General features: G+C 34.3%; 21 protein-coding genes. 18 read left to right on the top strand and 3 right to left on the bottom strand.

Translation table 11 applies throughout. The annotated features are described in order from the left end of the window. Positions 1-33: 33 nt before the first annotated feature. A complete protein-coding gene (locus CDH49_RS10720; RefSeq protein WP_100615510.1) occupies positions 34-897 on the bottom strand; it encodes a hydroxymethylglutaryl-CoA lyase in 864 nt (287 codons plus the stop codon). 221 nt (positions 898-1,118) lie between these two features. Between CDH49_RS10720 and CDH49_RS10715 the strand changes: the two genes are divergently transcribed. Continuing rightward, a complete protein-coding gene (locus CDH49_RS10715) occupies positions 1,119-2,288 on the top strand; it encodes a zinc-dependent metalloprotease (protein WP_100615509.1) in 1,170 nt (389 codons plus the stop codon). A 1-nt stretch (position 2,289) separates the two neighbouring features. On the opposite strand, the gene CDH49_RS10710 is transcribed toward CDH49_RS10715, so the two are convergent. After that, a complete protein-coding gene (locus CDH49_RS10710) occupies positions 2,290-3,306 on the bottom strand; it encodes a quinone-dependent dihydroorotate dehydrogenase (RefSeq protein ID WP_100615692.1) in 1,017 nt (338 codons plus the stop codon). 138 nt (positions 3,307-3,444) lie between these two features. Here CDH49_RS10710 and pepT point away from each other — a divergent pair, with 138 nt between their 5' ends. The 15 genes from pepT to CDH49_RS15900 all read left to right on the top strand — a co-directional run bounded on the left by pepT (position 3,445) and on the right by CDH49_RS15900 (position 16,777). Then, a complete protein-coding gene (pepT, locus tag CDH49_RS10705; RefSeq protein ID WP_100615508.1) occupies positions 3,445-4,683 on the top strand; it encodes a peptidase T in 1,239 nt (412 codons plus the stop codon). 160 nt (positions 4,684-4,843) lie between these two features. After that, entirely contained in the window at positions 4,844-5,479 is a 636-nt protein-coding gene (locus CDH49_RS10700; RefSeq protein WP_100615507.1) for an MOSC domain-containing protein, read from the top strand. 105 nt (positions 5,480-5,584) lie between these two features. Further along, the gene (locus CDH49_RS10695) at positions 5,585-7,768 is read left to right on the top strand and encodes a B12-binding domain-containing radical SAM protein (protein ID WP_100615506.1); all 2,184 of its coding nucleotides are present in this window, start codon (positions 5,585-5,587) and stop codon (positions 7,766-7,768) included. Positions 7,769-7,898: 130 nt separating this feature from the next. After that, positions 7,899-8,360, top strand: coding sequence for a mobile mystery protein A (locus CDH49_RS10690; RefSeq protein ID WP_100615505.1), 462 nt, complete (start codon positions 7,899-7,901; stop codon positions 8,358-8,360). Beyond that, complete coding sequence (locus tag CDH49_RS10685; protein WP_100615504.1) at positions 8,351-8,947, top strand: mobile mystery protein B; 597 nt, start codon at positions 8,351-8,353, stop codon at positions 8,945-8,947. Before CDH49_RS10690 ends, CDH49_RS10685 begins: the two co-directional genes overlap by 10 nt. Before the next feature lie 209 nt (positions 8,948-9,156). Next, positions 9,157-9,600 carry a Gmad2 immunoglobulin-like domain-containing protein gene (locus CDH49_RS10680; protein WP_100615503.1) on the top strand — a complete coding sequence of 148 codons (444 nt, stop codon included), beginning with the start codon at positions 9,157-9,159 and terminating at the stop codon, positions 9,598-9,600. 131 nt (positions 9,601-9,731) lie between these two features. Then, positions 9,732-9,890: a hypothetical protein gene (locus CDH49_RS15640; protein WP_157805298.1), complete on the top strand. Its 159-nt coding sequence runs from the start codon at positions 9,732-9,734 to the stop codon at positions 9,888-9,890. A gap of 91 nt (positions 9,891-9,981) precedes the next feature. After that, complete coding sequence (locus CDH49_RS10675) at positions 9,982-10,569, top strand: DUF6273 domain-containing protein (protein WP_100615502.1); 588 nt, start codon at positions 9,982-9,984, stop codon at positions 10,567-10,569. Between the two features lie 85 nt (positions 10,570-10,654). Then, entirely contained in the window at positions 10,655-11,053 is a 399-nt protein-coding gene (locus tag CDH49_RS10670) for a GNAT family N-acetyltransferase (protein WP_100615501.1), read from the top strand. Between the two features lie 177 nt (positions 11,054-11,230). Beyond that, positions 11,231-11,710: an N-acetyltransferase gene (locus tag CDH49_RS10665; RefSeq protein ID WP_100615500.1), complete on the top strand. Its 480-nt coding sequence runs from the start codon at positions 11,231-11,233 to the stop codon at positions 11,708-11,710. A 1-nt stretch (position 11,711) separates the two neighbouring features. Continuing rightward, the gene (locus CDH49_RS10660; protein WP_100615499.1) at positions 11,712-12,305 is read left to right on the top strand and encodes a dihydrofolate reductase family protein; all 594 of its coding nucleotides are present in this window, start codon (positions 11,712-11,714) and stop codon (positions 12,303-12,305) included. A 16-nt stretch (positions 12,306-12,321) separates the two neighbouring features. Beyond that, positions 12,322-12,897, top strand: coding sequence for a Crp/Fnr family transcriptional regulator (locus tag CDH49_RS10655; protein ID WP_100615498.1), 576 nt, complete (start codon positions 12,322-12,324; stop codon positions 12,895-12,897). Between the two features lie 66 nt (positions 12,898-12,963). Then, positions 12,964-13,404: a carboxymuconolactone decarboxylase family protein gene (locus tag CDH49_RS10650; RefSeq protein ID WP_100615497.1), complete on the top strand. Its 441-nt coding sequence runs from the start codon at positions 12,964-12,966 to the stop codon at positions 13,402-13,404. Positions 13,405-13,639: 235 nt separating this feature from the next. Continuing rightward, complete coding sequence (locus tag CDH49_RS10645) at positions 13,640-15,817, top strand: UvrD-helicase domain-containing protein (protein ID WP_100615496.1); 2,178 nt, start codon at positions 13,640-13,642, stop codon at positions 15,815-15,817. A 3-nt stretch (positions 15,818-15,820) separates the two neighbouring features. Further along, on the top strand, positions 15,821-16,777 hold the full coding sequence (locus CDH49_RS15900) for an RNase H family protein (RefSeq protein ID WP_100615495.1): 957 nt from the start codon (positions 15,821-15,823) through the stop codon (positions 16,775-16,777). A 201-nt stretch (positions 16,778-16,978) separates the two neighbouring features. Here CDH49_RS15900 and CDH49_RS10635 read toward each other — a convergent pair whose 3' ends face one another. Next, the gene (locus CDH49_RS10635; RefSeq protein ID WP_100615494.1) at positions 16,979-17,836 is read right to left on the bottom strand and encodes a bestrophin family protein; all 858 of its coding nucleotides are present in this window, start codon (positions 17,834-17,836) and stop codon (positions 16,979-16,981) included. 125 nt (positions 17,837-17,961) lie between these two features. Here CDH49_RS10635 and CDH49_RS10630 point away from each other — a divergent pair, with 125 nt between their 5' ends. Together CDH49_RS10630 and CDH49_RS10625 are read left to right on the top strand one after the other, a co-directional pair. Next, complete coding sequence (locus tag CDH49_RS10630) at positions 17,962-19,200, top strand: DEAD/DEAH box helicase (protein ID WP_100615493.1); 1,239 nt, start codon at positions 17,962-17,964, stop codon at positions 19,198-19,200. 133 nt (positions 19,201-19,333) lie between these two features. Then, the gene (locus CDH49_RS10625; protein ID WP_100615492.1) at positions 19,334-20,260 is read left to right on the top strand and encodes a sterol desaturase family protein; all 927 of its coding nucleotides are present in this window, start codon (positions 19,334-19,336) and stop codon (positions 20,258-20,260) included. The last annotated feature ends 3 nt before the right edge of the window (positions 20,261-20,263 follow it).

The raw sequence follows: 20,263 nt of genomic DNA, 5'->3' as shown, positions 1-20,263 counted from the left end.
ATTAAAGTTTACTTTTTGGACAGCCTCTTTTTTTTAGTGATACATACTAAAAATCTTTGTCGCCTCATTATGGGCACTTTCAAAACTTAAAGCATTTAAATTATTTTCCTTTTTAGATGTAAAATAGGAAAGTAGTTTTTCCGTAGGCATATTGCCCGTAAGTTCGTCTTTTGCCATCGGGCAACCACCAAAACCTTGAATGGCACCATCAAAACGCTTACAGCCCGCTTTATAAGCAGCGTCCACTTTTTCAAACCAAGAGTCATAGGTCGTATGCAGATGCGCTCCAAACTCAATATCTGGATATAAAGGAATTAGATTTGAAAACAAATAATGAATATTTTCCGGATTAGATGTACCAATGGTATCACTAAGCGATATAATTTTTACGCCCATTTTGGATAGTTTATTAGTCCACTCCCCTACGATGTCAACATTCCAAGGATCGCCATACGGATTTCCAAATCCCATAGACAAATAAGCAACAACCTGTTTATTGACTTTAGTTGAAATATTAAGAATTTCATCCAAAATTAAAACGGATTGCGCAATGGTTTTGTGGGTATTACGCATTTGAAAATTTTCAGAAATGGAAAAGGGATATCCCAAATAATCAATTTCCGAGAATTGCGATGCATCTTCTGCTCCTCTTTCATTAGCTACAATGGCTAACAATTTACTTTTTGTGCTGCTTAAATCCAATTTTGATAATACCAATGCCGTATCTGCCATTTGTGGAATGGCCTTGGGCGACACAAAACTTCCAAAGTCAATCGTATCAAATCCGACACGCAACAATGATTGTATATATTGAACCTTAGCCTCTGTGGGAATTAAGGTTTTTATACCCTGCATGGCGTCTCTTGGACATTCGATGATTTTAATTTGACTTGGCATCTATCAGTTAAAATGAGGATGATAAAAATACTATTATTTTTTGAAGCATAAATTATAAATGACACTATCGACATGAAAACTAATTGGAAAAAATATCATAAATGAAAATCATCTCAATGAATGATGTTATAGTTGACTAATCGAAAATATCAACTGTATAACGTTTTTATTATAGTAAGGTTTAGTTTAAGGATACATTTGAGCAAAATGTTTCGCCCCAAATGAATCTTTTTAAAAGAAAAATAAGTATCCTCCTTGTTACGATGTCATTATCGGTAACTTTTCATCTGTCCTCCCAAAATAATCCAGACTACAGTTGCGGAACAACTACGAGTACTGAATCACTTGAATTTTACAATAGCATACGGTCTGAAATCAATAAAAACGAAAAAAGTTTTATGTCAAAATCTTCTACTGGAAAAGGAGGTCATGACATAAAAGTTGAATATATTCCCATTAAAGCCCACATTATTAGAACTTCTCAAGGAAGTAATGGTTTAGATGTTGACGATTTAAACCAAACTATAAATAATCTTAACTCCATTTTTAAAGATATTTATATTCAATTTTCATTAAGTGGCAACATAAATTATATTGACAATGATGCTTTTTCCAATTTTAATAAAAGTGATGAAAGTAAATTGACAAGAAACAATTACACAGAAGGAGCATTGAATATTTACTTTGCTGACAACCTAAAAAATGAATCCAAGAATAATATTTGTGGCTATGCTAACATTACCAAAAATGCCAATATTATTTTTATGCAAAATAGCTGTGCCATTAACGATTCTTCATTAGCACATGAGATAGGTCACATTTTATCCTTAATACATACCCACGGACCAAACGATAATATGACTACGGAGTTAGTAAATGGAAGCAATTGTGATACAGATGGTGATGGTATATGTGATACTCCCGCCGACCCAAAATTAGGTTCAAACAATCTGGATTCTTGTAACTATATAGGGAACGCTACTGATGTTAATGGGGATTTGTATCGACCTGATACTTTCAACGTGATGTCCTATTCCTATAAAGGATGTAGAACCCGATTCTCGAAACAGCAACAGGCTAGAATGTATGCGTTCTTTCAATTTATAAAAATGCAGTTTTATGGAGCTATTACAGAGGATGTAAAAGAAGCTGCTTCATTGGCTCAAATAAAAATTTACCCAAATCCGGTTTCTAATGGAACTATAAATATCTCTTTAGCAATAGAAATAGATAGTGCCACCCATTATCAAATATCAAACTTATATGGGCAAGTATTGTCCCAAGGATCACTTACCAACAAACAAATTGACGTTAATAACTTATCGTCAGGAACGTATCTATTAACTCTAAATAATGGAAATTCCAGAGTGGTTAAAAAGTTTATCAAGTAACTTATTTTTTAATCAAAGCCTTATTGATATCCTTTATAAGTTTTGGGCCTTCGTAGATAAATCCTGTGTAAAGCTGAATTAAATCGGCACCAGCTTCCAATTTTTCCAGAGCATCTTCAACGGTATGAATGCCTCCAACGCCAATAATGGGGAATGCCTTATTGCTTTTTTCAGCTAAAAACCGAATCACCTCAGTAGAACGATTTGTTAGAGGTTTACCGCTTAATCCCCCTATTTCCGTTTTACTTTCAGAAGTTAAACCGTCTCGCGAAATGGTAGTATTGGTGGCTATAATACCATCAATTTTTGTTTCTGCAACAATATCAATAATGTCCATCAATTGCTCATTGGTTAAATCGGGCGCAATTTTTAAGAGAATGGGTTTCTTTTTTGGGTGATTTGAATTTTCAATCTGCAATTCTTTTAAAAGATTCGTCAACGGTTCTTTATCTTGCAAAGCTCTCAAATTAGGCGTGTTGGGCGAACTGACATTCACCACAAAATAATCCACATAATCAAACAACGCATTAAAACAGATTTTATAATCATCCACAGCATTTTCATTGGGCGTCACTTTATTTTTCCCAATATTCCCACCAATTAAAACATCTTTGTTAGTTTTTAAACGTTTCACAGCGTCTTCAACACCGCCATTATTAAATCCCATACGATTGATAATAGCAGAATCTTCTTTTAAGCGAAACAATCTTTTTTTGGGATTTCCCGGTTGCGCCTTTGGTGTTAGTGTGCCTATTTCAATAAAACCGAATCCGAGGTTTGATAATTCATTAAACAACTTCGCATCCTTATCAAATCCCGCAGCTAAGCCAATGGGATTTTTAAATCTTAATCCGAACAATTCTTTTTCCAAAGAAGCATCTTCAACTTGGTATATTTTTTTAATAATGGATGAAACAAAAGGAATCTTGTTTAAAAACCGAATGAGCGAAAACGTAAAGTAATGCACATCTTCAGGGTCAAACCAAAATAAAATGGGACGAATAAGTAATTTATACATAGTGAAGTTGAATTGTGGCACAAAAATACCATTCATTTCATAAAAAACAGCATGAAGCATTTGAAAATTAATAGTATTTTTGAGTTCATAATTTGCTTTTAGTATTCCCTATAAAAACCTCAAATAAAATCCATCAACATGATTGATAAACAACATATTATAAATCGATTTATAAGTTACGTTACCGTTGACACGCAATCAAATCCAGATAGTGACACAACTCCTAGTACCGAAAAACAATGGCATTTGGCAAATAAATTGGCTGAAGAATTAAAAGCCATCGGCATGCAGGATGTCAGCATCGACGGGAACGCCTACATCATGGCAACCTTACCAAGCAATGTTACCCACCAGGTACCAACCATTGGTTTTATTTCCCATTTTGATACGTCTCCCGATTTTACCGCAACCAACGTAAAACCTCAAATTATTGAACACTATAACGGTAAGGATATTGTTTTAAATGAAGCCGAAAACATCATATTATCACCCGATTATTTCGAAGATTTACATCTTTATAAAGGGCAAACCTTAATTACAACCGATGGCACAACCCTTTTAGGTGCCGATGATAAAGCGGGCATTTGTGAAATAATTACTGCGATGGAATATTTAATAAACCATCCTGAAATTAAACATGGTACCATTAAAGTTGGTTTTACACCAGACGAAGAAATAGGCCGTGGCGCCCATAAATTTGATGTCAAAAAATTTGGAGCCGATTGGGCTTACACCATGGATGGTAGTCAAATTGGTGAACTTGAATATGAGAATTTCAATGCCGCTAGTGCCAAAGTTCGTGTTAAAGGAAAAAGTGTACACCCGGGATATGCCAAAGGTAAAATGGTTAATTCGCTTTATATAGCAACCGAATTCATCAATTCGTTACCTCGACTGGAAACACCAGAACATACCGATGAGTACCAAGGTTTTTTTCATTTACACACTGTAAAAGGCGATGTTGAAGAAACCGAATTGCAATATATTATTAGGGATCATGATTTCGGACATTTTGAAGCCCGCAAAGACATGATGCTTAAACTGACCGAAGAACTTAACTCTCAATATGAAGAAGATATTATAAGTATCGAAATAAAAGATCAATACTTTAATATGAAAGAGAAAGTGGAACCGGTGATGCATATTGTGGATATTGCCGAAGAGGCTATGAAACAATTAGACATCAAACCCATCATAAAACCTATTCGTGGCGGTACCGATGGTTCTCAACTCAGTTTTATGGGATTGCCTTGTCCGAATATCTTCGCTGGCGGCCATAATTTTCATGGGCGTTATGAATATGTTCCTGTAGAGAGTATGATAAAAGCGACTGAAGTGATATGTAAAATTGCGGAGTTGACGGCTATCAAAAAGTAATTTTAACCCATTGGGTGCAATTATTGTTTTACAGTCAATTATATTAAATTTGTCACACTGAGCGCAGTCGAAGTGCTTGTTTACGAGGTCTTCGACTGCGCTCAGACTGACATTTAGTTTCTAATTAATTATACTCAAGGGGTTAAATTTAGTTTATACTATGAAAGTTACTTCCACCAATATAGCCAAGCCAACCACCATACTTTATAGAGGTAAAAATGTGATTACCGGCATTTATAAAACACCTACACAAGAACCTATTTACTTAGGAAAAAGCGATGTAAAAGATGACGAAGTAAGCGATAGGAAATACCATGGTGGCGAGTTTAAAGCGTGTTATCTATTTTCTGAAAATCATTATGGATATTGGAAAAACCTATATCCGAATTTAGATTGGAATTGGGGCATGTTTGGTGAAAACCTAACCGTAAACGGATTGGATGAAAACAAAATGATGATTGGGGATATTTATAAAATCGGCGAAGCCTTTGTACAAATAACCCAGCCCAGAGAACCTTGCTTTAAATTGGGCGTTAAGTTTGGCTCCCAAAAAGTGGTAAAACAATTTGTGAATCATGGTTTTCCGGGAACCTATGTTCGGGTATTGGAAGAAGGTTTTGTAAAAACTGGCGATACGGTTTCGCTTATTGAACCTGCCAAAAACAGTTTAACCACGCATCAGTTTAATGAGTTGTTGTTTTCAAAAGACAAAAATCAAGAACACTTGACTCTAGCTATCGAAAATGATGCGCTTCCCTTAGCGAAAAGAAATAAGCTTCGTGCGTTTATCATCTGATTCCTCATTATTGAAAAATAATGAGACCCTGAAACAAGTTCAGGGTGACAAACAAACACACCATCTTTTCAACTATATTTGTTACTATTTATTTTCCGTAGCATTTTGAAAGACCTTTTACTCATCACGCCTCCGTTTACGCAATTAAACACGCCCTACCCTGCTACATGCTATTTAAAAGGCTTTTTGAATACTAAAAACATCACGTCTTTTCAAATGGATTTGGGAATTGAGGTGATTTTGGAATTATTTTCAAAAAAGACATTTCAAGAACTTTTTGAACTGGCGTCAAATAATAACCGCATCATTTCTGAAAATGCACAAAGAATTTACACGTTAAGGGACGCTTATTTACAACCTTTGGATGACGTGATAGCTTTTTTACAAGGAAAAAAACCAACGTTTGCCAGACAAATTTGCACCGATAATTTTTTACCACAAGCCTCCCGTTTCGACCAATTAGATGAACTCGATTGGGCATTCGGCAATATGGGTATGCAAGACAAAGCCAAACATTTGGCTACTTTATATCTGGAGGATTTATCCGATTTTATTGTAGAATGCATCGACAACCATTTTGGTTTTAGTCGGTATGCGGAACGTCTGGGGCAAAGTGCCAATTCGTTTGATGCATTATACGAACAATTGCAAAGCGAACCGACATATATTGACAACATTACTTTAAACATTCTTGAAGAAAAATTAAAAACCATTCAACCCAAATTGGTATGTTTTTCAGTACCGTTCCCGGGAAATTTATACAGTGCATTTCGTTGTGCCCAATATATAAAAACCAATTACCCAAACATTAAAATAGCGATGGGTGGCGGATTCCCAAATACCGAATTACGGTCGGTTACAGACACTAGAGTATTTGAGTTTTTCGATTTTATTACCTTGGATGATGGCGAATTGCCCATACAATTATTGGCCTCCCCCAACCCCTCCGAAGGAGGGGAGTTTAAACGCACGTTTCTTTTAGAAAACGGACAAGTGGTTTATAAAAACAACAGCTCCGAACCCGATTATAAACAAAGTGAGGTTGGCACACCTGATTATTCCGATTTACATTTAGACAAATACATCTCCGTCATAGAAATCGCCAACCCCATGCACAGTTTATGGAGTGATGGCAGATGGAACAAACTCACCATGGCACACGGTTGTTATTGGGGCAAATGCACCTTTTGTGATATTTCATTGGATTATATTAAAATTTACGAACCCATCGCTGCTAAATTATTGGTGGATCGCATGGAACAACTCATAGAGCAAACGGGCGAAAACGGATTTCATTTTGTGGACGAAGCTGCACCTCCAGCACTCATGAAAGCCCTTGCTTTGGAAATCATAAAACGAAAACTTACGGTGACATGGTGGACCAACATTCGGTTTGAAAAAAACTTCACCAAGGATTTGTGTTTGTTGTTAAAAGCCTCTGGCTGCATTGCTGTTTCTGGAGGATTGGAAGTCGCTTCCGATAGGTTATTAGCGTTGATAGACAAAGGCGTGACTGTAGAGCAAGTCGCCCAAGTGACACGCCATTTTACCGAAGCCAACATCATGGTGCACGCCTATTTAATGTATGGCTACCCGACACAAACCATTCAAGAAACCGTTGATAGTTTGGAAATGGTGCGTCAGTTATTTGAAATCGGCGTGTTGCAATCGGGGTTTTGGCATCAATTTGCTTTAACGGCGCACAGCCCGATTGGATTAAACCCGTCCGAATATCATATCATTCCAAACACCAAAGCCATTACGTTTGCTAATAATGATATCGCCTTTACGGACACCACGGGCATTGACCATAACCAATTTAGTTTCGGATTAAAAAAGTCGCTATTTAATTATATGCACGGTATTGGTTTTGAATTGTCGTTACAAGATTGGTTCGATTTTAAAATCCCGAGAACCACTATTAAACCCGATTATATCCATAACTGTTTAGAAACCGATGTGCATTTCAATACCAAGCCCACCGCAAAAATACTTTGGTTAGGCACAAAACCTGTGGTAACCGAAACTTCCAAAACCAAAAAAGGACAAACGTATTATGCCTTACAAGCCACATTTCATAGCACAACGGACACCTTTACCATCACTTTAGATAAAAATCATGGCACTTGGTTTTTAAATGTATTGGATAGGTTAAGTCCGAACAACCCACAACTACCTTCCTTTTCAGACTTAAAAAAAGATTTTGAAACCCAGTTTGAAGATTTTGAATTGTTTTGGTTTTCAAAACCGATGAACGTTTTACGGGAAAATGGGTTGTTGGTGTTGTAGCGAATTTTAAACTTTCACCTAAATCCAAAGCATTTTTTTAAATATGTAAACTTATATGTTTACTTTTTTATATATTTGTAATCACATAAGTTTACTTTTTAATTTAATTGTAAACTCAATTAATTACAAAATGAGAAATAAAAGAAAGCTTTTAATTGAACAATTAGACCAAAAACTAAAACCTTTTCAAAAAACAGAACTGGTTTTGATTCCAGATAAAGGATGGATTCATACAATTCGTACTGCGCTCAATATGACTATGGAACAACTTGGAAATAAACTTAAAAACACCAGACAAGGTGTGAAAAGGCTTGAAAACAATGAAGTAAAAGGCTCCATCACTATTAAATCCTTAAAAGAAGTTGGCGAAGCCATGGATTTAAAATTTGTGTACGGTTTTGTTCCCAAAAACGGAAGCTTTGACGATTTAGTTAATATGAAAGCTGAAAAACTAGCCCAGAAAATAGTTTTAAGAACCAATCAGAATATGAAATTGGAAGGTCAAGGCATTGGTGACGAAAAATTAAATGAAAGTATAAAAGACTTGGCGAGTGACATAAAAAGAGACATGAGAAAATCATTATGGGATTAGAATTAGATTATAAAGATGGGCAAACGCCTATAAATGAAGAAGAAAAAGAAGGTCTCAAAATAAAATCGATAACAACACAAAGCGAATTGGATGAATTTGAACAGCTAAATATTGAAAAAGCAATGGAATGGACCATTCATACCAATTTAAAGCAAGACAGAATATTAACTGAAAAATTCATAAAAGATTTACACAAAAAAATGTACGGTGATGTTTGGAAATGGGCTGGGGAGTTTAGGAAAACCGATAAAAACATTGGAATAAAATGGACACAAATCGGTATAGAATTAAAAAATCTTATTGAGGATACGATATACTGGATAGAAAACAAAACGTATTCGGATGAAGAAATTGCCATCAGATTTAAGCATAGACTTGTAGCCATTCATTGTTTTTCGAATGGAAATGGCAGACACTCCAGAATGATGGCTGATATCATTATCGAACGTGTTTTTGAAAAGGACATTTTTAGTTGGCACAAATCAAAAATGGTTAAACCTGATGAAACAAGGAAAATGTATATAACAGCATTAAAAGAGGCTGACAATGGAAACATAAAAAATTTAATAGAATTTGCCAGAAACTAAAAAATTATGCTTCACTATATAGAAAACCGATGAGTGTTTTACGGGAACATGGGTTGTTGGTTTTATGATTATTTTTTTGTTTGACTTTGTCAGAAAAAAATATAACTTCGTTTAACGTCTGATATCAAAACATTAAAACGATTTCATATCATTAAAGTTAGCTGTCATTTGAAAAAACTATTGCCTAAAAAGGAAACAAAGAACTCGATATGAAACGGATAATCTTGTTATTAATTATATTATTTACTGCCTGTAATAAAAAGGATAAAACTACTAGAGAAGCCCAGGAAATTATCAAAACGAGCGATACTGTTCAACTGAAAAAGGCAGCTCCATCAAACACAACTGTAAAGAAATATTCTAACGAGCGTTTTAGAAATGTGACAGTAGAGAAAGTAAATAATGATAAATTTAGAATTAAAGGAGAAGGACAAATTTTTGAAGCAAGTTTCAATTGGACTGTTGAAGACGGTCACGATGAATTGAAAAAAGGCTATGAGATGACTGACGCCGGCGCACCAGAATGGGGTAAATTTGATTTCACATTGGATGTCGCAAAGAATAGGGAAAACTCGACTTTAACTCTAATTTTATTTGAGATTAGCGCAAAAGACGGTAGTCGTCAATACCAACTCCCCATCGTTTTATTCTAGAAGTTGCTAAAACTAAACAATACGCTAACAGTTGAAACCCAATGTTAGAGATTTTGATTTGTTTTTTGTAAACTTATATGTTTACTTTTTATATAATTTGTATACTTATAAGTTTACAAAAACTCTAAAACATGTCCGATATTTTTAAAGCACATATTAATAAATTCGCCAACGTAAGTGACGAAGAGTTTGAAGCTATTCTATCCTATTTCCATTTTAAAACCATATCAAAAAAAGACAATCTTCTGGAAGCAGGACAGGTTTGTAAATCTAATTTTTTGGTTTTTTAGAAAAACTGCTAAATTCGTTTAACTAATCAATATTAAGTTAAACTTATTCAAATCTTAATGGTTAGCGGTCATTAAATAAAGACGACAATTAATGAAAAGACACGATATATTAAATTTCGGTAACCACATTTGGCAGGTGCTTGACATTAAAGATGACAGGATATTGATTATAACCAAAGATATAATTGAATTACAATGGTATCATAAAGAGTTTATTGACATAACTTGGGAGGAATGCGAATTGAGACGATACTTGAATAATGAATTTTTCAACACATTTAATCTAGAAGAAAAAGAAAAAATATTATCTGTTGAAAACAGTAATTTAGACAACCAATGGTTTAAAACAAAAGGAGGCGCAAATACAGCAGACAAAATATTTTTACTTAGTCTTAGAGAAGTATGCGAATATTTTGGTGACAGTATTGAGAATCTGAAAATTAAAGGCAAGCAGAAATGGTTAATTTCAGACGAAAATGACCTAAATCGAAAAGCAAAGTATAATAATATTTACCATTGGTGGCGACTTCGTTCACCTGGATACTATGGACGAACATCTGCAAGTGTAAATTCTAATGGCAATGTATATATTCGTGGAAATGGTATTTACGGCAAACCAAAAGACAGTGGTGGTATTCGTCCGGCATTATGGCTGAATTTGAAAGATATTAAAAATTAAACATTTAGTTTATTGGAAGCTTAATTATAAAATCGCTACCTGATCGGAGGTTAAAAAAACTGATATTTCATCAAATAACAGCAAAATGAATATAATTTTTAAAAGTGATATCATCCCAGACATTAATAACATAATTGAGGTTTACAACAATTCAGGTATTAACAGACCTACTTCAGATAAGGAACGTATAGAAAAAATGTATTCTAATTCAAACCTTGTAGTCACCGCTTGGGACAATGACAAATTAATAGGTATTTCTCGTTCATTAACTGACTTTTGTTATTGCTGCTATTTATCTGATTTAGCTGTTAGAAAAGATTATCAAAAACGCGGAATAGGTAAAAAACTTATAGAATTAACTATAGATAAAATTGGCGAGCAAACGACGCTCATATTACTTTCTGCACCAACAGCAATGGATTATTATCCTAGAATAGGTTTTGAAAGGATAGAAAATGGATTTATAATTAAACGAAAAAAATGACAAAAAAAATGACAAAAATCCACAACAAAAGGTTTAAATATACGTTGTGAACTAGCGAATTTTGAAATGTTTAATTACAAAGTACAAATGTGAATATGAGACATATTAAATTCACTCATGCTTTTAAATCTTTAAATGTTGGTTCAAAAAAAAATCTAGCTTCTACAAAACATCTGAATGAAAATGGAATTTTTGGAAACTCAAAACTTAAGCGAGAAACAAAAACTTGAAATAATTAAACTTTGGAACAGCGAATATCCAAGGGCGTTAAATCACAATAATGTAGCTGAATTCGATAAATATCTTAATTCTCTTTCTAATAAGCATCATATATTGCTTTTAGATGAAACTGGAAATTTAAAAGGGTGGCTTATTTATTTCGTCCGCGATTATGAACAATGCTTTGCTATGCTTTTAGATGCCAGTCTTCAAGGTCTGGGATGGGGTTCGAAATTCTTAAATTTAGCGAAAGAGCGAAATTCAGAATTAAATGGTTGGGTTATAGACAATGACAACGAACCCAAACTAAATGGCAAAAACTACAAATCACCAATTGGATTTTATTACAAAAACCGATTTGAAATACATAAAGACATTCAATTGAAAAAAAAAAATATCAACGGAATTAAAGTCATCTGGAAATCAAACAATAAGTAAAATGGGAAAAATAATATTAGATGTAGCAGTAACTTTAGACGGTTATATTTCAGGCCCCAATGGAGAAATCGATTGGCTTGTCAAAGAGGAAGGAAAGGATTTTGGAGATATTCTTAATGAAATATTAGAAGGAATAGATGCTATTTTTTATGGAAGGGTAAGTTATGATCTTTGGGGAAATTATCAACCTTACGAAGAGGCAAGTCCTAAACTCAAAGAATCTTATAAGTTGTTGCATAGCAAAAAAAAGTATGTTTTCTCAAAATCAAAGAAAAACGGCGACAGTAATGCTATATATATTAATTCAAATATAAAAAAGAATATATTGGATATAAAACAGAAAGTTGATGGAGATATATGGCTTTATGGTGGAGGAAAACTGATTACCTCAATAATGAATTTAGGTTTGGTAGATATATATAGGCTTGCCGTTCATCCTGTCATTATAGGAGAGGGCATACCTCTTTTTAAAGATATCAAAAAAAGAATCGGGTTAAAATTGATTGACACAAAACCATCAAAGTCGGGAGTTATTTTGCTGACCTATGCAGCTATAAATATAGATAAGCCTTCTACTAACATTATAGAAGCATAATACAAGAACTCCAAAAATGTCTTATATTTTTAAAGCACATATTAATAAATTCACAGCTGTAAGTGACGAAGAATTTGAAGCTATTCTCTCCTATTTTCAATTTAAAACCATATTTAAAAAAGAGAATATTCTGGAAGCAGGACAGGTTTGTAAATCCAAAGTCTTTGTGTTGAATGGCATTCTCCGTAAATTTTTCATCAATGACAAAGGCACCGAACAAACCACCGAATTTGCCATAGAAAATTGGTGGATGACCGAAACATTCTCATTCATAAACCAATCCACTACAGAATTTTATATTCAAGCGGTTGAAAACACCGAACTGTTGTATATTGATAAAACGGCTTATGAAAAACTTCTGGAAATGCATCCCATTATGGAAAAATACTTCCGTTGTATTTATCAAAAAGCCTATGCGGCTGCTCAAATGCGCATTAAATTTCTTTATGGTTTTTCTAGGGAAGAACTCTATTATCATTTCCTAAAAGCACAGCCAGAATTTCTACAGCGCGTGCCTCAATATCTCATAGCTTCCTATTTAAATTTCACGCCCGAATATTTAAGTGAAATCCGGAAAAAAGGTATTTCTTAAACCAGTTTAAGTTTTTCCCGTTGGCTGTTTTCCAACTTTGTATTGTTAAATTAAAAGAACAAAACAATGGAAAAACGTATCAACATCAATCAAGTAGAGCCACAAGCATATAAAGCCATGTATGCCTTGGAAGGCTATTTAGCAAAAATAGACATCCCAAAAACCTTAAAGGAACTTATTAAAATCCGTGCCTCGCAAATCAATAATTGCGCCTATTGTATTGATATGCATACCAATGATGCCATAAAAGGCGGAGAAACCAACCAACGTATCTTTTTGGCAAGCGCATGGAAAGAAGCCACCAAATTCTTTACTGAAGAAGAACAAACGGTATTGGCGATGACCGAAGAAATCACGTTGATTTATCAACATGGTTTAAGCAAGGACACCTACCAAAAAGCGGCTGAACTTTTTACCGAAACCCAAATCGCACAGATTATTATGGTGATTGCCACTATTAATGCTTGGAACCGTATTGCGGTAAGCACGCACCAAGAGATTGAATAATTGAATGATTTTTTTTGCCACAAATGCACGAATAAAAAATATTGGTGTATTCGTGGTTACTTTTTGGTCTTTCTTAATAATAGTTTTGTTTTTAATTTTTTAAATTGAAGTTTTATTTGTCAGAAAAAAATTCTAAATTCGTTTAGCCATCGATTAGATAGTTGAAACTATCCATATCTAAAATATTAGCGTTCAGGCAAACGAACTGCCTAGCTACAATGAAAAAAAGTAAAATGTGACCACAACGAATAAGACAAATTTAAGTGCATTAAACGACAAGCAACAAGATGCTGTTATCAGCGAAGATAATAGGCTTTTAGTTCTTGCGGGCGCTGGCTCTGGCAAGACAAAAACGCTTTTACAAAAACTCATTTACCTAATTAATGAAAAACGCGTAAGTCCTTCAAGCATTCTCGCAATTACTTTTACCAAAAATGCGACAAATGAAATGCTTGACAGACTTATCATTTCAGCAGACGAAAGTGGAGAATATGAAAAACAACTTTTTGACAAACGAAAAAGTCTTGCAGACAAAGACAAAGAAAGATTTTTACAACAAAAGAAATATACTTGGATTGAAGGGCTTACAGTAAAAACATTTCACAGTTTTTGTTACAACGTTTTGCGTAACTATGGTGTAAACGAATTTGACAATAAGTTTAAAATCATCGGAGATGAAAAACGTGTTGAAGATGATGAACTCTCAAAAACCATTGCTCCTGAAACTGCATTTGAAGTAATGCACAAACTTTTAATAGAAGAATGTGAAGACACAGAATATCTATTAAAACTCAAACGTTACATTCTTGATTACATAATTGACAAAATTCATTTAAAGCAGGCAGACCCAAGATTTATTCCGAAGGATGGAAAATATTTTACAACGCTTAACGGAACAAAAGTTCGTTCCAAATCAGAGCAATTTATTGCGGATTGGTTTTATCGTCATAGTATCAAATTTGAATACGAACCTTTATTAAACGTTAAAGATTTTTCGTTTAATCCAGATTTTTACATTCCTGACGCAAATCTTTACATTGAACACATCAGTGACAAGAGTTATTCAACAAAAGACAAAGAAGAACAATTTAAAAAAGCAAATCTTTTGTTAGTGAAAACTTTTGAAACTATGACAAAAGACTCTGCGTTGTTCAATCATACACTCGACAAAATTGTCAAAAATCGTTTGCCAGCTGATTATCATAAAACAATTTCTATAAATTTCAAAGAAGAATTTCACGGCTATCACGAAAACGTAAAAGATTTTGTTAAGCAAATTTTGCGAATTACAGATATGATAAAAGTTGAAAACATAAACGCTGAAACTGTTTTATCAAATGCAAGAAAAGACCAACATGAAAGAGTTCGCAGTTTTTACGAATTAGCAATTCCAATCGTAAAAAAATATATCCACTACTGCACAGACAAATCTTATCTTGACTTTAACGATTTGATTTCACGAAGCACTTCATTATTTCAAAATCACGAAGACATTGCGAACAAATACAAAAACAAATTTCAATACATTTTAGTTGACGAGTTTCAAGACGTAAACAATTTACAAGTAGAACTCATAAAATTGTTGCTTACAGATAATACAAAACTTTTTTGCGTTGGAGACGATTGGCAAAGCATTTACGGTTTCAGAGGTTCAAATGTGAGTTACATCGTAGAATTTGAAAAACACTTTGAAAACTCAAAGACAATCAAACTAAATTTGAATTATCGCAGTACACAAAACATTGTTGGTGCAAGTAACGAAGTTATCAAACACAACAAATTCAAAGTTGACAAAGACGTTCAAGCATCAAAAAAATCAGAACATAAAATTGTTGTTTTTTCAGGCAATACCGAAGACGAGAATTTGCAATTCTGCTTCGACAAGGTGAGAGAGTTGTTGGACGAAGGTGTAAGCAATGACGAAATTTTGTTTTTATATAGACGTAGCAAAATGTTTACTCCATATTACTACAAATTCAAAAACGACAACATTCGTGTTCAAGGCAAAACAATCCACGCTTCAAAAGGACTTGAAGCAAAAATTGTTTTTATTGTCGGCTTGACAGAAGGAAATGGCGGTTTTCCAGACATTTGGCTTGAAGACAGAATTTTTCAAGTGATAAAAAAAGCAAATCACGACTTGTTAGTGGAAGAAGAAAGACGTTTGTTTTATGTTGCCATTACAAGAGCAAAAGACAAATTGTTTTTAATCACACAAAAGGGAAATGAATCAAGTTTCTTAAAAGAAATTCCATCAGCATATACAGTTAGAACGACAAACAAAATAAAATCCATAGTTGACAAAGTAATTATTTGCGAAAGTTGCTTCAGTCAATTAGAAACACTTCATAAATTTTGCCCATATTGCGGACAAAAAGTAACAGAACAGGAAGACGTGGAGAAAGAACAGTAATCAATGAAAGACGTTAAAATTTTTGTTTATGGTTCTTGCCACTTTTCCGAAAGACTTGACAGTGATGAAGCTGTTGGAAATGGTGGCTACGGTGTTGTAATTTCTGTAAACGGAAAACGTTTAGAAGAATTTTCGGGTGGTTTTTCTAACACAACAAATGCTCGAATGGACATTGTTGGAATTACGGAAGGACTTAAAAAAATAAAAGAACAAAGCGAAATTAAAGTTTACTTAAGCAATGGATATGTTATTGACACACTAACAAAAGGTTGGTTAGAAAAATGGAAAAAAGATGGCTTTAAAAAGAAAAAACATGTTGATCTTTGGATAGAGTTAGACAAAATTCTTACTTCTAATTCTCATTCAATATCATTTCTACACTCAAGAGACATTAAACATAGTAATGACTTTCAACAAGCAGAAACGTTAGGCAAAACAATGTCAGGGAAGAAAAATCTTCCTAACGACCTAAAAAATAATAACGAAACAGACCTTTTTGCCGTAAAAACAGACAATACAACTGCAAATAAAGAATTAGAAATTGTAGATGACAAACCAATACTTGAAAGTATTTGCGTTGACGCTTCTACAATCCGAAATCCGGGACCTACAGAATATCGTGGAGTTGACACCAAAACTAAGAAATTAATTTTTGAATTAAAATTGGACGAAGCAACAAACAACATCGGAGAATTTTTGGCTATTGTTCATGCACTTGCACTTTACAAAAAAAAACAGCAAGAACTTAAAATTATTTACAGTGACAGTATGAACGCTATTTCTTGGGTTAAACAGAAAAAGTGCAAAACGAAATACGAAAAGACAGATAAAAATGAAAAAGTTTTTGACCTCATCACACGAGCAGAAACTTGGCTACAAAACAATAATTACAACACTAAAATTTTAAAATGGAATACAGGTGCTTGGGGAGAAATTCCAGCAGATTACGGAAGAAAATAAAGAGTGACAAAATGCACTGCTCCGCAAAGTCTCCCGACTTTGAGATCTTCATAATTAAAATACCCAAACAAATCCTATACTTTCAATATGGTTGTATTTGGTTATCGATGCCATTTTTAATACCTCTACAACTAGATTATCCATAATTTCAAATAACATTTCCCTCAAAGTCGGGAGACTTTGCGGAGCGTTTAAACGTTTCTAAAGTATCTCCTCCACATGCTTTTTAATATTTGCTGAAATCTTTTCAATGGGTAAATCGTTGGCATCAAAACCAAAAGGATCTTCAATTTCTTCGGCAATCAACTCTAAACTTGCCAACACATAAAAAATAAAAATAACCACTGGTACGGCATAATAGCCTAAACTAAACACGTAACCAAAGGGCAAGGTCATCACATAAAAAAAGATGAATTTTTTAATAAATGCACTGTACGAATAGGGAATGGGGGTGTTTTTAATACGTTCGCAAGCACCACAAATATCTGTAAACGACTGTAATTCGGCATTGATGGTTATGAGTTGGTCGCCCGAAATTTTATGTTGTTCATGCAAATCCGTTATCTTTTGATACATCATTTTCGCTACTTGGTTTGGTCGGTGCTTGTGGTTGTCTAAATCGATGCCTTCATACAATTGTAAACTGGTTTCTATATCGGTTAAATGTTTGGAAAATATAGAAGCATAACCTGGAATCAATTTCCTAAAATACGCCCTATCGTGTTCTTCCTTTAAAATAACACTGAGCTTCATGGCTAAATTTCTGCTGTTATTCACCAATGAGCCCCACAGTTTTCTGCCTTCCCACCAACGGTCGTAAGCCGTATTCGTTCTAAACACCAACAATAAGGAAATGACAAAACCCAACATACTGTGCATCACGGTGATGTTTGATAAATGGTTTTTCTCGGAGAGGTTCCAATATTCCAATTCCAAATACCCGACGCCATAGGTATAAAGCCCAATAAAAATCATCATGGGAATCAGTTTCCTAAACGTATCCGATTTGTGAAATCTAAATATAAAAGTAATCCAGTCTTTGGGATTGTATTGTATCATGGGTTGTTGAACAAATTAGAATTGTGGTGTAAAATTAGAAAATGTTTTGTCCATATATCCTTTATAAGCTTACTAAAATTACCCCAATAACTTTTATGTATCTTTGCAGCAAATTTCAATACGATATGTCGTTTAAAGACTTACAATTAAACAAACCTATTTTAAGAGCCGTTGCAGAAGCAGGTTACGATAACCCAACCTTGGTTCAGGAAAAAACAATTCCGTTGGTATTAGCCAAAAAAGACGTGATTGTTTCGGCACAAACCGGCACCGGAAAAACCGCTGCGTTTGCCTTACCTATTTTGCAATTGCTGTTTGATAAACAAGATGCTTCAAAAAGTGGCAAGAAAATAAAAGCATTGATAATAAGTCCGACCCGCGAATTGGCTGTTCAAATTGAAGAAAATTTTAAGACGTATTGCAAATACACCAATTTAAGAACAACGGTGGTATATGGCGGCACCTCTATTGAGCCACAAAAAGATGTGCTTAAAAAAGGTGTAGATATTTTAATTGCCACACCCGGCCGGTTATTGGATTTGCACAAACAAGATACCGTAAACCTGGATTATGTGGATATTTTGGTTTTAGATGAAGCCGATTTGATGTTAGACATGGGTTTTATTGACGATGTTAAAAAAATTGAGCGTTTGTGTACTCGGGAAAAACAAATTTTATTGTTTTCGGCAACTATTCCTTTTAAAGTGGAACAATTAGCAAATACCATTTTAAATGAACCAGAGCGTGTGGAAGTCGCACCCAATTCGTCCACCTCAAAAAACGTTAACCAAGTATTGTATTACGTACCAAAACGCAATAAAATAGAATTGTGTTTGCATTTATTACGGAATACCATAAAAGGCAGCATTCTTATTTTTAGACGCACCAAATTTGGTGTTGAAAAATTGGAACAAACGCTTATTAAAAATGGCTATAAGGTAGAAAGCATCCACGGCGATAAAAGTCAGAACCTGCGACAAGACGCTTTACAAAAGTTCAAAGATAAAGAAGCTACTATTTTAATTGCAACCGATGTAGCGGCTCGTGGTATTGATATTGATAATTTAGATGCGGTAGTAAATTTCGATTTACCTAGTGTGCCAGAAACATACGTTCACAGAATTGGAAGGACTGCCCGAGCAGGAAACTCTGGAACCTCCTATTCATTATGTTCGGCAGATGAAAAAACCTATATCGCAACCATTCAGCAACTTATAAACATGCAATTGGATGTTGTTGATGATCATCCGTATCCGTTAGACCCAAAAGCAAAAAAGGAAATTCATAAAACTCCTGGAAAAAGTAAACATAAAAAAGGACGGAAAAGTGAGGGTTCAAAAAAGAATAAAAAACGTTGGTACTAAATTGCTCGTATTTCCGCTAATTATTAACTATCTTCACCAAAACAACAAAAATCAAAAGACTTCTAATTACCATACTACCCTCTCCTGACTTTACAATCGCTTACCAACCAACGTATTTAAAATTTAAACAGTAATGGATTTTACAAACCCGCTAGTGTATGGTGTTCCATGCTTTTTAGGACTTATTTTAGTTGAACTTACTTATAGTAAAACACACGACCATGACAATCTTTACAAATGGAAAGATTTAGCATCTAGTCTTACTATGGGTGTTGGATCTGTGGTTTTAGCACCGTTAATTAAAACGATTTCAGCCATCATCATCTTTAATTATGTCTACGAAATATTTAACCCTATCGTAGGTGGCGTGCGTACCAATATTATGGGTTGGGAATCTTTTGGCTATGCGTGGTATGTTTGGATTCTGTGTCAATTTTTAGACGATTTCACCTATTATTGGTTTCATAGGCAAAACCATATGATACGTTTTTTATGGGCGGCCCACATTGTGCACCACTCATCAGATAATTTTAATCTGGGAACGGCTGTTAGAAACGGCTGGTTTACTATTTTATATAAACCATTCTTTTATATGTGGCTACCCGCCATTGGATTTCCTCCAGAAATGGTGATTGTATGCTTGGGTATCGAAGCTCTTTGGCAATTTCAGTTACACACAGCGTATGTTCCGAAAATGGGAATTATTGAAAAAGTATTCAATACCCATACGATGCACCAAGTACATCACGCCAAAAATTTAGAGTATATGGATAAGAACCATGGTGGATTTTTAAATATGTTCGATAAACTATTTGGAACCTGGAAAGAATTAGACGAGAACATAGAGATTGAATACGGCGTTACCAAACCACCTAATTCCTATAATCCCCTAGTGATTTTGACGCATGAATACAAAGACATTTGGAAAGACATGAAGAGAAGTCCGAATTTATATCACAAGTTCATGTATGCGTTTGGTCCTCCTGGATGGAGCCACGATGGAAGCACCTTAACCATCAAACAAATGCGCGAGGAAATGAAGTTAGAGGATAGAAGCTAGACA

It is taken from the genome of Confluentibacter citreus (assembly GCF_002807055.1).
GTDB classification, from domain to species: Bacteria; Bacteroidota; Bacteroidia; order Flavobacteriales; family Flavobacteriaceae; genus Confluentibacter; species Confluentibacter citreus.
This window is presented reverse-complemented; position numbering and strand designations above follow the sequence as displayed.